11 protein-coding genes and 1 pseudogene are annotated in these 13,928 nt (G+C 68.8%); 3 read left to right on the top strand and 9 right to left on the bottom strand.

The features are described 5' to 3' along the window. Positions 1-38 precede the first annotated feature (38 nt). From AC1RVW_RS25315 to AC1RVW_RS25290, 6 genes are all read right to left on the bottom strand, one after another. Positions 39-4,130: a translocation/assembly module TamB domain-containing protein gene (locus tag AC1RVW_RS25315; RefSeq protein ID WP_493203319.1), complete on the bottom strand. Its 4,092-nt coding sequence runs from the start codon at positions 4,128-4,130 to the stop codon at positions 39-41. Positions 4,131-4,140: 10 nt separating this feature from the next. Next, positions 4,141-6,078, bottom strand: a complete 1,938-nt coding sequence (locus tag AC1RVW_RS25310) for an autotransporter assembly complex protein TamA (RefSeq protein WP_493203318.1) — start codon at positions 6,076-6,078, stop codon at positions 4,141-4,143. A 67-nt stretch (positions 6,079-6,145) separates the two neighbouring features. After that, positions 6,146-7,333, bottom strand: a complete 1,188-nt coding sequence (locus tag AC1RVW_RS25305; protein ID WP_081268833.1) for a vWA domain-containing protein — start codon at positions 7,331-7,333, stop codon at positions 6,146-6,148. A 25-nt stretch (positions 7,334-7,358) separates the two neighbouring features. Beyond that, positions 7,359-7,946, bottom strand: coding sequence for a GNAT family N-acetyltransferase (locus AC1RVW_RS25300; RefSeq protein WP_493203316.1), 588 nt, complete (start codon positions 7,944-7,946; stop codon positions 7,359-7,361). Between the two features lie 26 nt (positions 7,947-7,972). After that, on the bottom strand, positions 7,973-8,218 hold the full coding sequence (locus AC1RVW_RS25295) for a hypothetical protein (protein ID WP_081268832.1): 246 nt from the start codon (positions 8,216-8,218) through the stop codon (positions 7,973-7,975). 4 nt (positions 8,219-8,222) lie between these two features. Continuing rightward, positions 8,223-9,077 (bottom strand): AAA family ATPase, encoded by an 855-nt coding sequence (locus tag AC1RVW_RS25290; protein WP_081268831.1) that lies wholly within the window; start codon positions 9,075-9,077, stop codon positions 8,223-8,225. A 160-nt stretch (positions 9,078-9,237) separates the two neighbouring features. On the opposite strand from AC1RVW_RS25290, the gene AC1RVW_RS25285 reads away from it, so the two are divergent. Further along, positions 9,238-9,930 carry a c-type cytochrome gene (locus AC1RVW_RS25285; protein ID WP_081268830.1) on the top strand — a complete coding sequence of 231 codons (693 nt, stop codon included), beginning with the start codon at positions 9,238-9,240 and terminating at the stop codon, positions 9,928-9,930. Between the two features lie 69 nt (positions 9,931-9,999). Here the strand turns inward: AC1RVW_RS25285 and pcaG are convergent, their stop codons facing one another. Together pcaG and pcaH are read right to left on the bottom strand one after the other, a co-directional pair. Continuing rightward, positions 10,000-10,608 (bottom strand): protocatechuate 3,4-dioxygenase subunit alpha, encoded by a 609-nt coding sequence (gene pcaG / locus AC1RVW_RS25280; protein ID WP_081268862.1) that lies wholly within the window; start codon positions 10,606-10,608, stop codon positions 10,000-10,002. A 17-nt stretch (positions 10,609-10,625) separates the two neighbouring features. Next, on the bottom strand, positions 10,626-11,351 hold the full coding sequence (pcaH, locus tag AC1RVW_RS25275) for a protocatechuate 3,4-dioxygenase subunit beta (protein WP_493203313.1): 726 nt from the start codon (positions 11,349-11,351) through the stop codon (positions 10,626-10,628). Between the two features lie 104 nt (positions 11,352-11,455). Between pcaH and AC1RVW_RS25270 the strand changes: the two genes are divergently transcribed. Continuing rightward, on the top strand, positions 11,456-12,445 hold the full coding sequence (locus AC1RVW_RS25270; protein ID WP_493203311.1) for a LysR substrate-binding domain-containing protein: 990 nt from the start codon (positions 11,456-11,458) through the stop codon (positions 12,443-12,445). A gap of 103 nt (positions 12,446-12,548) precedes the next feature. Here AC1RVW_RS25270 and AC1RVW_RS25265 read toward each other — a convergent pair whose 3' ends face one another. Continuing rightward, positions 12,549-12,983 carry a DUF1841 family protein gene (locus AC1RVW_RS25265; protein ID WP_081271722.1) on the bottom strand — a complete coding sequence of 145 codons (435 nt, stop codon included), beginning with the start codon at positions 12,981-12,983 and terminating at the stop codon, positions 12,549-12,551. A gap of 301 nt (positions 12,984-13,284) precedes the next feature. Between AC1RVW_RS25265 and AC1RVW_RS25260 the strand changes: the two are divergent. Continuing rightward, positions 13,285-13,928, top strand: a pseudogene (locus AC1RVW_RS25260) (hypothetical protein); the annotation flags it as partial.

Genomic DNA, 13,928 nt, shown 5'->3' with positions numbered 1-13,928 from the left:
GGCCCGCACTTTACCAGCTTGGCGGCACGCCTTCCCGGTCAGTCGTACTTCACCGTATAGATCAGATCCAGCCCGCTCGTCTGCCCCGCCTGCCCCCGCAGCGTGAGCCTGGTGGTGAGGTCGTAGAAGATGAACAGCGTGCCGAAGGTCCCGCCGATGCTGCGCTCGTAGGTGATGTAGAAGTCTTTCGACAGCCGCTTGCCCAGCGTCACCGCCGATTCGCGCAGGTCGCCGCCGCTGCCCGGGCCCTTGAAGCCCAGTTCGTCCAGCCCGAAGCGGCTGGCCAGGCTGCCGCCGGAGCCGCTGCCGCCGATCTTGCCGAGCAGCGACAGCGCGGCCTGCTGCAGCAGCGCCGATTCGCCGCCGCTGGTGGCCGATGCGCGTCCCAGAATCACCCATGACAGGGTTTCGGCGTCCGACAGGGCGGGCTCGGAGTAGAGCTTCACGCGCGGCGACTGCGCGGTGCCGGTGATCTGCACGCCCGCGCGCTGCGACAGGTTCGGCCGAATGGCCAGGATGTCCAGCGCGGGGTTGTCGAAGGGGCCGTTGAAGCGGGCCACGCCGGTTTCCACGTCGAGCTGCTGGCCGTAGGCGCGGTACTGGCCCTTCACGGTCTTCACCTCGCCGGTGATGCGCGGCGGGGCGTTCAGCCGGGTGCTGCGGATTTCCAGGTCGCCTTCCAGGCGGGTGGTGATGCCGCGGCCCTGCACCGCGAAGTCGTCGCCCAGATCGAAGTTGACGACGATGTCCGGCGGCTTGGCGGTCTGCGGCTTTGCGGCCTGGGCGTCGGCGCGCTCGGATTCGCGTTTCGCCGCCTCGGCGGCCTCGCGGTCCTTGGCGGCGGAGCGCACGACGACGTCGCTGCCCAGGCTGGGCGCGGTTTCGTCGGGCAGGATGATGACGGCGCGGTCGGTCCTGAGCTTGCCGCGCACGGTGAACTGGCCGTTGTCCAGTTTGGCCTGCAGGTCGCCCGAGAGCGTGACCTGCCGGTCGGTGCGCACCAGCACGCGCAGCGCGCGTAGTTGGCCCTGCATGGCCATGCGCACGCCCGACGCTGTGCCGCTGGCCGGGCCCCAGCTGAGGTCGCCGGTGGCCGACAGCGTGCCGCCGTCGGATCGGGCCTCGCTGGCCGCGGTGCTGCGGTTGCCGCTCTGGCCGGCAATGCGCGCGGAGCTGCCGGCGCCGCCCTTGAGTGTGAATTCGGTGATTTCCACGCGCTCGCCGTTCAGCGAGGCGCGCAGCCGGCCGTCGCGCAGGTCCAGCCCTTCGACGGGCGCGCGCAGCGCGAGCTTGTCGGCGCCCAGCGTGCCGTTCCAGCGCGGCACGGCGCGGTTGCCCGACAGGGTGGCGGCGGCGTCGAGCGTGCCGGCAATGCGCCAGCCCGGCGGCGCGAGCATCGACCAAACGCCCAGGTTGGGCAGGCTGGCCTTGATGGTGCCGCCCAGCGACGCGTCGGGCGCCCACTGCCAGCCGCCGGCGCGCTGCTGCACGCGGGTGTCGATGTCGGCGTCGATCTTGCCGGCGCGTTCGCTGTCCCACGCCAGGGTGGCGCGCACGGCGTCGCCCTGCGCGTCGAGCCGCAGCTCGGCCTGGCGCAGGCCGGCCGGGGTGCTGGGGGCCTCCACGCCGTTGGGGGCGGTGGCGGAGTTCATGGTGCGTTCGCTGGCGGTGCCCGTGCCGGTGCTCACGATGCGCGTGACCAGCGCGGCCTCGCCGGCCTGCACGCGGATGTCGCCGCTCTGGCGCGCGATGCGGGCCTTGGCGCGCAGCGTGTCGCCGGCGTCGATGTCCCAGTCGCCGTCGAACATCAGGTCGCCGCTGATGCCGTATTCGCCCAGCGTGGTGTTGGCGCCGAGCGCGCCGGCCCAGGCCATGGGCAGGCCCTGCAGCTGGCCCTTGGACTGCACGCGGAACACGCGGTTGGGCGCCGCGCCGCTCTGGCTGAAGCGCAGCGGCTGCCAGTCGATGCGCACGGTGCCGGGCACGGGGCCGCGCAGGGTGGCCGCGGCGGCGGAGGCTTCGACATCCAGCCGCGCGGCGTTGCCGCTGGTGCTGCGGATGGTGGCCGTCACCTCGCGGCTCAGCTCCAGCACCCAGGGGGCGCCGGGGCGGGCGCTGTCCTGGGCCTGCAGGCGCAGGCTGGCGAGCGCGGCGCGCCACTGGTCGGTGCCCGCGAGGCCGCCGCTGGCGCGGGTGTCGATGGTGAATTTCTGGGTGCCGGTGGAGGCTTCGCCCTGCAGCGTGAGGCTGGCTTGCGCAAGGCTGCCCGCGAGTTCGGCGCGCAGGCCGTTCAGCTGCACGGCGGTGGCGGCGGCGCCGGGCGTCGAGGCCGGCAGGAGAAGGTCGAGCCTGGGCACGCCCAGCATGGCCTTGAGCGTGGGCTCGGCAATGCCGCGCTGCGCCGGCGCGTTCGCGTTCTGCAGGCGGCGCTGGATGGTCTGCCAGCCGCCCTGCCAGCTTGCATCGAGCCTGGCGGAGCCCTTGGCGCTGGCGTTCGCGAACACGTTCGACAGCCCCGGCAGGCCCTGCACCCAGCGCTGCACGGCGTCGGCATCGTCGATGCTGGCCTTGATGTCGCCGCCGCCGGTGGTGGGCGCGATGCGTCCTTCGACCTGCGCGCTGCCGCCCGGCAGCACGAGGTTGAGCTTGCCGCTGCCGGCCTGGTCGGCCACGCGCACCTGCAGCTTGCCGTCGAGGCTGGCGCGCTGGGCTTCGATGCGCAGGGTGCGCAGGTCGAGCACCTGGTCTTTCCACTGGCCCTGGGCCAGGGCACGGTCGAGCGCGAAGCCGGGCAGCGCCTTGCTGCCGGCGCCGCCTTCGGCGCGCAGCGCGGCGTCGAAGCTGATGGTGCTTTCCTTCTGCTCGGCCTTGATCGTGCCGCTCACCGGCGCGCCGGAAAGCTCGCTGTACAGCGCGCCGGGCCGCACGCCGCGCACGGTGGCCTGGGCCTGCCAGGGGGCGGGCGCTGGGCTCCACTTGCCGGCCGCGTCGATGCGGCCGCCGCCCGCGCGCACGGTGGCTTCGGGAATGGTCCAGCTGGTGCCGTCGAAGCCGACGCGGGCCTGCACCTGTTCGACCGGGAGCTTTTCTTCGTCCCACGGGCCGGCCACGCTGTTGCGGATGTCGGCCGATGCCTTCCATGCGGCCGGGCCGGTGTCGGCGTCGGGCGTGAGTTCGACGGTGCCGGTGAGCCGGGTCTGCGGCGCGCCGGGCCACAGGCTGGAGGCGTCGACGTTGCGCAGGTCGGCCTTGGCGTCGATCACCGGCTGCGGCAGCCAAGGGGCGATCTGCGCCTGCAGCCTGGCTTCCATCGGCGCGTCGGCGTTTTCCTCGGCGGGCTTGAGCTCGGCGGCCACCTGCAGGCGGGCTTCGGTGCCTGCGAGCGTGCCCTTGACGGTGGCTTCGGCCAGCACGTCGATGTCGCGGTCCTCGGCCAGCGGGGCCTTCACGCGGCCGTTCAGCGAGGCGTCGATCGCCATCGGCGCGGGGCCCTGCAGCTTGACGCGCGCGCTGTAGTGGCCGTCGGCAATGTCCACGCCCTTCACTTCGAGCGCATGCTCTGCGGCCTTGTAGCTGTAGCTGCCCGACAGGTTGAGCGCCTGCAGCGCGGGCGGGCCGGCCCAGCGCACTTCGTCGATGCGGAAGGGCACGTCGACATCGACCGGCAGCGCCAGCTGCTGCAGCGGCTCCGCGGGCTTGTCGCTCGGCGGGCCGCGCTTTTCGATCAGCACCTGCTTCGCGTGCACCTCGCCGAGCTGTACCTTGCGCTGGAACAGCGGCGCGAGCTGCCAGCCGATGGTGGCGTCGTTCACCTCGACGGCGATGCTCTCGCTCTGGTACTTGAGCCAGCCGATGTGGCCGCCGGTGCGCAGCGAGCCGGCAACGTCTCGGCTTTCCAGCGTCTGCCCGGCGGGCAGGCGCTGCGCCGCCTGGGCGAGCGCGAAGGCCAGCGACTTGTTGGAGCCCAGCCACCACCACGCGCCCGCACCCAGCAGCAGCACGGCCACGAACAGGCCGAGCACGGTCAAGGCGAATGCGCGCAGCGCGCGGCGCGTGCGCGAGCGCCGTGCGGCGGGGGGCGTATGCGTCGGTGCGCCGGCGGGATCGGTGTGGTTGGCTTCGGTCTGCATCGGCGGGCAATCAGAAGGTGAAGCCGAGGCGCAGGTGCAGGCGGAACTTCTTGCTGTCCACGCCGTAGGCAAGGTCGGCCTGCACCGGCCCCACCGGGCTGCGCCAGCGCGCGCCCACGCCCACGCCCACCTTGGGCTTGAGCTCGGCGGGCTTGTCGGCCACGGCGCCGGCGTCGACGAACATCACGCTCTCCCAGTCGGTGAGCTTGTTGTTGTAGACGAAGGGGCGCTGCCACTCGACGCTCGCCACGCCCAGGTAGCGGCCGGCCACGGTGGTGCCGTCGGCGCGCACGGTGCCGATCTGCTTGTAGCTGTAGCCGCGCACGGTGGTGTCGCCGCCGGTCAGGAACATCAGCGTGGAGGGGATCTGCGCGCTGTCCTTGGCCGCCACCGCGCCGCCTTCGAGCCGCAGTTGCAGGCGGCTGCGGCGCGCGTTGGTTTCCTTGTCGTCGCTCGAGCCCAGCGGCAACACGCCGAGCCAGCGTGCGTAGGTGCGGGTGAAGGGCGTCTGCTCGCCGGTGAGCGTGTAGCCCGCGGCCACTTCCAGCGCAAGGCCGAAGCCGCGCGTGGGCGCGGAGTTGTTGTCGAAGTAGCGCCCGGTCCAGCCCCAGTTGGCGGTGACGGCGGAGGCCGACGGAGGCGCGTTGGTGCCGCGGTTCTGCGCGTAGTCGTACTGCAGGAAGTAGCTGCGGTCGATGTGGTCGCTCGACTTGTTGCGCCCGCCGCGCAGGCGCCCGCTGTCGACCACGTAGCTGCCCGACTGCTCGCTTTTCAGCTCCGCGCCGGAGAACCAGCGCCAGCCGTGGTCGTCGGGAATGGCGTTGAGCTCGGTGCTCAGCGACTTGATGTCGCGGTCGACCGACAGCCGCGACACCGCGCGCCAGCCGAGCAGCGGCACCTGGTTGTGGATGTGGTCGACCGACAGGCGCGGGCCGTTGTCGGTGGTGAAGCCGACGCCCAGCACCACCTTCTGCAACGGGGCCTCGCGCAGCTGCGCAATGACGGGCGCGGCCAGCGGGTTGCCGCTCTCGGTGTCGAGCGTGAGGAACACCGAGTCGTAGTAGCCGCTGCTGGCCAGCCGCTGCTGGGCGTCGAGCAGCTTCTGCTGGTCGTAGTCCTGGCCGCTGGGCAGGCGTGCGATGCGGCGCGCGCCGTCGGGGTCGTAGCGCTGGATGCCGCGCAGCACCAGCGGCCCGAACTTGTAGGCCGGCCCCGACTGGTAGGTGACGCTCAGGCGCGCCTCCTGGCGGTCGGCATCGATCTCGGCGCGGCTGATCTCGATGTTGCCGGTGGGAAAGCGCTTGGCCGTGAGGCTGCGCAGCGCGGTGGTCTTGGCCGCGTCCCAGGCCTCCTGGGTGAAGGGCTGGCCGGCGCGCAGGGCCCAGCCGGTGCGGATCGAGTCGCGCTGGGCCTCGGCCGTGGCGTCATCGGCAATCGGGCCGCCGTAGCTGATCTGCACGTTGCTCACCTTGGTGATCTCGCCGGGCGAGACGCTGATGACGATCTCGCGCGGGGCCTTGGCGCCCTGGGGCGTTTCGTTGAGTTCGAGCGTCAGCGTGGGCGTGAAGTAGCCGAGGGTGCCCAGCAATTCGCGGGCATTGGCCTCGGCGGCCACCATGAGGCGGGAGATTTCGGTGGCGCCCAGGTCGTCGAGCTCGCGGTAGCGCTGGATTTCGAGGTGCAGCGCGAGGTAGTCGCGCACGGCCTCGGGGCCGCGCACGTCGACGGTGAAGGCGTCGCGCTTGTCCGCCTTGTCTTTCTTGCCGTCCGTGTTCCTGTCGTCTTTGGTGGTACTTGCGGTGCTGTCGCCGCGCACCAGGCCGGCCACGGGCTTGCCTTCGGACGGCTCCTTCTTCGGCAGCAGGCTGCAGCCTTGCAGAAGCAGGACACCGGAAAAAAGCAAAGCCGGCCACCACGCCGGCGAGGAAACTGGAACCACCCTGACCATGGGCGGATTCTGACAGCAAGCCCGGCCGGTTCCTGAAGGCCCCGCCAGATCGCCGGCTTCGTCCTACTTACTTCGACAGCATGCGCATGGCTTCTTCGAGGCCGCGCAAGGTCAGCGGATACATGCGGTTGGACATGAGCTGCTGCATCACCGCGATGCTCTGGCGGTATTGCCACACGCCCTGCGGCTCGGGGTTGATCCACGCGAACTTGGGGAAGGTGTGCGTGAGGCGCTGGATCCATTCGGCGCCGGCTTCCTCGTTGTTGTATTCGACGCTGCCGCCGGGCTGCAGGATCTCGTAGGGGCTCATGGTCGCGTCGCCGACGAAGATGAGCTTGTAGTCCTTGTTGTACTTGCGCAGGATGTCCCAGGTCGCGAACTTCTCGGAGAAGCGGCGCTTGTTGTTCTTCCACATGAAGTCGTACACGCAGTTGTGGAAGTAGAAGAACTCCAGGTGCTTGAACTCGGTCTTCACGGCCGAGAACAGCTCCTCCACGCGCTGGATGTGCTCGTCCATGGTGCCGCCCACGTCCATCAGCAGCAGCACCTTGACGTTGTTGTGGCGCTCGGGCCGCATCTTGATGTCGAGGAAGCCGGCGTTGGCCGCGGTGGAGTGGATGGTGTCGTCGAGGTCCAGCTCTTCGTCATGCCCCTCGCGCGCAAACTTGCGCAGCCGGCGCAGCGCGACCTTGATGTTGCGCGTGCCCAGCTCCTGCGTGTCGTCGTAGTCCTTGTAGGCGCGCTGGTCCCACACCTTCACCGCGCTCTTGTTCTTGCCAGCGCCGCCGATGCGGATGCCCTGCGGGTTGTAGCCGCCGTTGCCGAAGGGCGAGGTGCCGCCGGTGCCGATCCACTTGCTGCCGCCCTCGTGGCGTTCCTTCTGCTCCTCGAAGCGCTTCTTGAGCGTTTCCATGAGCTCGTCCCAGCCCATCTTCTCGATCTTGGCTTTTTCTTCAGCCGTGAACTCGCGCTCCAGCGTCTTCTTGAGCCAGTCGAGCGGCACTTCCTTGGTGAAGTCGGTCAGCATCTCCACGCCCTTGAAGTAGGCGGCGAAGGCGCGGTCGAACTTGTCGTAGTGCTTCTCGTCCTTCACCAGCGCGGTGCGCGAGAGGTAGTAGAAATCGTCGATGCCGTAGGCGCCGTCGGAGTTGGGCCCCACCACGTCGGCCTGCAGGGCCTCCAGCAGCGTGAGGTATTCCTTGACCGACACCGGCAGCTTGGCCGAGCGCAGGGTGTAGAAGAAGTCGATGAGCATGGGGCGCTCCTTGTGTGTCTGTCTGTCAGCCGCGCGGCTTGTCGAGCAGGTACAGCAGCTGTGCCTTCACCTCGGGCCATTCGCCCGCGCGCAGGCTGTACATGACGGTGTCGCGGATGGTGCCGTCGCGGCGCATCGCGTGGCCGCGGATCACGCCGTCTTTCTTGGCGCCCAGGCGTTCGATGGCGCGCTGCGACGCGAAGTTGAAGTTGTCGGTGCGCCAGCCCACCACGTTGCAGCCCAGCGCATCGAAGGCATGCGTGAGCATCAGCAGCTTGCAGGTGGTGTTGACGTGGGTGCGCTGGCAGCGCGCGGCGTACCACGTGTAGCCGATCTCCACGCGCTTCACCGCCGGCAGGATGTCGTGGAAGCTGGTGCTGCCGAGCACTGTGCCGGTCGCCTCGTCGGTCACCGCGAAGGCGAAGCGGTCGGCGGTCTTGAGCGCGGTCTCGATGTAGGCGCGGGTGTCCTGCGGCTCGGGCACGGAGGTGACGCGCAGCTTCCACAGCTCGCCGTCGGCGGCCGCGGCGCGCAGGCCCTCTTCGTGTTCGAGCGAGAGCGGCACCAGCGCGAGGCCGCGTGCCTTCAGCGTGACAGGTTCGACGAACGCCATCTTCAGCACCTTCTCTTCGTGGGTCTTCAGCCGCGCGGATCGCCGTACTTGTGCACGTACCAGACGCGCGCGGCCTGTGCACCGGCACCGCCGCCCAGGCCGATCAGCGCAATGCCGAAGAGCTCGCGCTTGTTGTATTCGCCGCTGCCGAAGGCGTCGAGGCCGAGCAGCAGCCCGAGCCCGCGACCGAGCATCGCGCCCACCATGAAGAGCACCGCCTGGGCGATGCCCAGCTTCATGAGCTGCCTGGTGGAGTGTTTCTGGCCGCTCATGGGTTCAGCGGTTGTTGCGTTGCATGAAGACGAGCTTCTCGAAGAGCGTCACGTCCTGTTCGTTCTTGAGCAGCGCGCCCACCAGCGGCGGCACGGCGACCTTGTCGTCCTTGCTCTGCAGTGCTTCGAGCGGAATGTCCTCGGCCACCAGCAGCTTGAGCCAGTCGAGCAGCTCGGAGGTGGAAGGCTTCTTCTTCAGGCCGGGCAGGTTGCGCACGTCGTAGAAGGTCTTCATCGCGGCGGTGAGCAGCTCCTGCTTGAGGCCGGGGAAGTGCACCGCGACGATGTGCTTCATCGTCTCCGCGTCGGGGAACTTGATGTAGTGGAAGAAGCAGCGGCGCAGGAAGGCGTCGGGCAGCTCCTTCTCGTTGTTCGAGGTGATGAACACCACGGGCCGGTGCTTGGCGCGGATGAGCTCGCGCGTCTCGTAGCAGTAGAACTCCATGCGGTCGATTTCGCGCAGCAGGTCGTTCGGGAATTCGATGTCGGCCTTGTCGATCTCGTCGATGAGCAGCGCCACCGGCTGGTCGGCCGTGAAGGCCTGCCAGAGCACGCCCTTGATGATGTAGTTGTTGATGTCGCTGACGCGCTCGCCGCCGTCCAGGTCCTTGAGCTGCGAGTCGCGCAGGCGGCTCACCGCGTCGTATTCATACAGGCCCTGCTGCGCCTTGGTGGTCGACTTGATGTGCCACTGCAGCAACGGCAGGCCGAGCGACTGGGCCACTTCCTCGGCCAGCATGGTCTTGCCGGTGCCGGGTTCGCCCTTGACGAGCAGCGGGCGCTTGAGGGTGATGGCCGCGTTGACCGCGAGCATCAGGTCTTGCGTGGCGACGTAATTGTCTGAGCCCTGGAATTTCATGAGTGAGATGAGTGGGACTGAGGCTGGGGTGGAGAAAAGAACACACTCGATCTGCGTCGTGCGGCCTCAGGGTTGGCCTGCACAGGGTTCCAGGGGACCCCTGCATATAATCGAATGTTGATCCGAAAAACTGTACTCTCCACGAGATTGTGCGCGCAAAATGAACAAGTTGTTGACCACGATGTTTGCCCTTGCTGTCGCTTGCGTGACGGTCTCGGCTGAAGCCCAACAAGTCACTGGCAAGGCCCAGGACGGAGCAAAGAAGGTGGCCATGTGCGTGGGCTGCCACGGCATCATCGGCTACCAGGCCAGCTTCCCGGAGATCCACAAGGTGCCGATGATCGCCGGCCAGAGCGCCACCTACATCACGGCCGCGCTCACCGCGTACAAGGGCGGCGACCGCAAGCATCCCACCATGCGTGCCATTGCCGACACGCTCACCGAGCAGGACATCGCCGACCTCGCGGCCTACTACAGCCAGCTCGGCCTGAAGGACGGCGGCGCACCGCCCGCCACGCTGGCCAAGGCCACGCCCGCCAACGTCGAGGCGCTCATCACCCGCAACGCCGACAACAGCTGCACCAAGTGCCACGGCGCCAACTTCAACACGCCCAACGACGGCACCGTGCCCAAGCTGGCCGGCCAGCATGCCGACTACCTGTTCGTCGCGCTCAAGTCTTACCGCGTGAAGAACAACCCGCATCTCGGCCGCTCCAACGCGGTGATGGGCCAGCAGGTCGAAGAGAAGAAGTTCACCACGGCCGAGCTCAAGACGCTGGCCAGCTACATCAGCTCGCTGCCCGGCGAACTGAAGACGGTGCCCGAGTCGCGCATCCACCACGGCGCCGAATAAGCAGCCCCGCTGCAAAAACAGAAATGCCCGCTGCGAGCGGGCATTTTCTTGTCCGGGATTTCCCTGGGATCAGATGTCGAAGAAGGCCGTCTCGTCCGCGCCCTGCATGCGGATGTCGAAGCGGTAGGTCACCGCGCCGCCCTGCTCCACGCGCTCCGCGATCAGCGTCTGGCGGCGCTCGGCCGGCACGCTCTGCAGCACGGCGTCCTTTGCGTTGGCCTCGGCTTCATCGCTGAAGTACACGCGCGTGAACGCATGCAGCAGCAGGCCGCGCATCAGCACGATCACGTTGATGTGCGGTGCCTCGCCGGGCGACTCGGCACCGGGCTTCACGGTGTGGAACACGAAGCGGTTGCCCTCGGTGGTGCCGGTGCCGACGCGGCCGAAGGCGCGAAAGCCGATGGCGCGTGCTTCTTCGGGCGTCTGCGGATAGCGGCCTTCGCCGTCGGGCTGGCTGATCTCGACCAGCGCGTCGTTGATCGGGTTGCCGTCGCCGTCGATCACGCGGCCTTCGAGGCGGATGCGCTGGCCGCTGGCGTTGTCGAGCGCGAGCACTGCGTCGAAGGGCTGGTCGAAGTCGTAGCCGTACTGCGTGGCGGTGAGGCCGTAGGCGAAGTAGGGGCCCACGGTCTGCGAGGGGGTCTGGCCGAAGTCGGCTTCCTGTGCGGTCATCAACATGGTTTGCGTCTCCTGGCTCATCGATTTTCGAAAGGCGTTTCGTCCGCGCCGCGCAGCACGATGTCGAACTGGTAGCCCAGTGCGTAGCCTTCTTCGGTGATGTCGAGGCTGAAGTCGGCGATCAGGCGGTTGCGGTAGCGCTCGGGCGTGCCGGTGACCATGGGGTCGTACTGCAGCAGCGGGTCGCCGGGGAAGTACATCTGCGTGACCAGGCGGCTCGCGAAGCTCTGGCCGAACAGCGACAGGTGGATGTGCTGCGGACGCCAGGCGTTCGGATGGTTGCCCCAGGGGTAGGCGCCGGGCTTGATGGTGAGGAAGCGGTAGCGGCCTTCGCTGTCGGTCAGGCAACGGCCCGCGCCCAGGAAGTTGGGGTCGAGCGGGGCGTCGTGCTGGTCGACCTTGTGCACGTAGCGGCCCGAGGCGTTGGCCTGCCAGAGTTCGACCAGCGTGTTGGCCACCGGGCGGCGGCGGTCGTCAAGCACGCGGCCCGTGAGGATCATGCGTTCGCCCAGCGGCTCGCCGTTCTTGCGCGCGTTGCGCGTGAGGTCGTGGTCGAACTCGCCGATGCTGTCGTGGCCGTACACCGGCTGCTGCAGCTCGCCGAGCGAGGCCTTCAGCGGAATCAGCGGCTTCTGCGGGCCGCGCTTCATGGTGGACTTGTAGCCGGAGTACACGTAGCTGGGATGGGCTTCCCAGTCGCGCGGGGTGAGGATGGGCGAGCTGCCCTTGGTCTTGGTCAACATGAACGTTGTCTCCTGTCGTGGGACGAATCCGGAAGCGCAGATTCTCGAAGCACCGTTCGATGATGTAAATTGAAGATTGCTCCGTTATCAATAACCAACAGGCATTGAAAACCCCCGCCGATCTTCGCCAGGACTTCTTGCGCAACGTGCAGTTGCGCCATCTGCGCTGCCTCGTCGCCGTGGCGCAGGAGCGGCACATCGCGCGCGCGGCCGAGCGGCTGGCGCTGAGCCAGCCGGCGGTGTCGAAGACGCTGTCCGAGCTCGAGGCCATAGTCGGCACGCGGCTGGTCGACCGCAGCAAGGCCGGCCGGCGCGGCGTACAGGGGCTCACGGCCGCCGGCGAGCAACTGCTGGCGCATGCGCTGCGCGTGCTCGAGGCGCTCGACGCCAGCGCGCAGGCGGTGGCACCGGCGGCGGGCGGGCGCATCGAGCGGCTGCGCGTCGGCGCGCTGCCGAGCGTGGCGCCGGCCCTGCTGCCGATTGCGCTGGCGCGGTTGCGCGACGGCTGGCCGCAGGTGCAGATCATGGTGAAGAGCGCCGCCAACGGCGTGCTGCTCGACGAACTGCGCGCCGGCGAGCTCGACCTGGTGGTCGGCCGCATGAGCGATCCGCGCCTGATGGGCGGCCTGAGCTTCGAGCTGCTGCACACCGAGCCGCTGGTGTTCGCGGTGCGGGCGGGGCATCCGCTGGCGCTGAAGGCGGCGTCGGTGCAGGCGGTGCTGGGCTATCCGCTGGTGGTGTACGGCGAAGGCACGAGCCCGCGGCACAACACCGAGAGCTTCCTGTCGGCCCGTGGCCTGGTGCTGCCGACCAATGCGCTGCAGACGCTAGACGTGGCGGTGGCGCGCGCGCTGGTGGCGGTGTCCGATGCGGTGTGGATCACGCCGCTGGGCGCGGCGCGTGGCGAGCTGGCCGACGGCCGGCTGGTGCAGCTGCGCATCGAGACGGCGGGCACCGAGGAGCCGGTCGGCTTGCTGCAGCGCAGCGATGCCGAGCCCTCGGCATTGCGCGCCGCGATGGCCGCGCTGCTGCGCGAGGCGGCCAGGGAGCAGGGCGCGGTGCCGCCAGCGGCCCGACCGAAGCGCGGCGGTTAGCCGGTATTCGCCAGGAACGCCGCGGAACCGGCTTTGCCGGGCCGCTGGCGTTGCCCCCTGCAAGGGGGTTGGCGAAGCGACACGAAGTGCGAGCAGCTTGGGGTCAGTCTTTTGTCGCGCGGCGCTGCACGCAGGCCACGTAGCCTTCGCCGTCCGGCGGCCGGCCGGCGCGCTGGCTCTCCCACATCATCTGGCCCAGGCAGTCCATGGCCTCGTGGTGCGCATGCAGCAGCGAGCCGCGCCGCGCGGCCAGCAGCTCGACGGCCTGGCGGATGCCGCGCGGCTGGTCGATGGAGCATTGCTCGCTGATCGACAGGTGCATCGACAGATGAAGGAACGGGTTCTCGCGCCCGTTCGACCCGTCGTAGACCCGCGCGACCGCCGCGTCGGCGTCGGCCAGGTCCTCGTGGTATTCGGGGTGCTGGTCGATCCAGCCGGCGGCGATGGTCTCGAGCGCTTCCATCGGCAAGCCCTGCCGGTGCTTGGCGTACACGTCGCAGAAGAAGCGGCGCACGTCTTCCTGGGAGGGGTTGAACATATATAGATAAGGCGAGAAGGGTAGGGAAGGCGAAAAGGGGGAAAAACGTCAGCCGAAAGACCGCTTTTGCGGGGGCTCGATGTGTCCGGCGTTCCGGTGACGAAGCGTTACGCCGTAACGTAACGAATCGCGAAATGGCCTGCTTACGAGCTGTTTCCACACATGGCCGGCAGGCTGTCAAAAAGAAAAATATCCATACAAATCAACAGGTTGCGTCATCGGCAAGCAGCTTGACACGGCGCCGGCCCAAAGCGGCACGCTAGTTGCCCCTGAGTAGGCATCTTTTGTCACAGAGGCTGCCATGAACGCTCCACAAGCATCGACCGTTTCGTCCGAAGGACTTGCCGCCGCCAACGGCGCAGCTCCTGTTGTCATTGCCCAGGCCACCGTTACTCCGCTCGGTACTCCCGGCGCGATGAGTTCGGCGGCGCCCGCTGCTGCTGCCGGCCCGGCCAGCATCGGGACATTATCGAATGCCACGCCCGGCGTCGCAGTGATGCGCGACGGTGTCCGCATTCCGGTCGATGGCAATCAGACCCTGATTGCCGGTGACCGCGTGATCGTGCCGCAGGACGGCCACGCCAACGTGCTGTTCCCCGGCTCGGCCACCAACAAGGCGCCGCTGGCCGGCGTCTTCACCGGCGGCACCGACGCCACCATCGGCTCGACCAAGCTGCCGGGCGGCCTCGAACAAGTGAATGTGGATGTCGCCTCGGGCGACCTCCAAGTGACCCCGCCCGACAGCGACGCCGACGCGGCCGCGCTGGCCGTGACCAAGAAGCTCGCCGCCGGCAGCGGCATCGGCCTGGGCGAATTCGCGCTGGGCGCGCTGGGTGCCGCGGCGCTGGGTGCCGCGCTCGGCGGCGGCGGCGGCGGCGGCACGTCCGGCATCCCGCTGCTCGTGTCTTCCGGCGATCCGAACACCCCCACGACCCCGACGACGCC

It is taken from the genome of Variovorax sp. MPBD4-3 (assembly GCF_058809745.1).
Note: the sequence above shows the minus strand (reverse complement) of the source record. Positions and strands in the feature narration are given on the sequence as shown.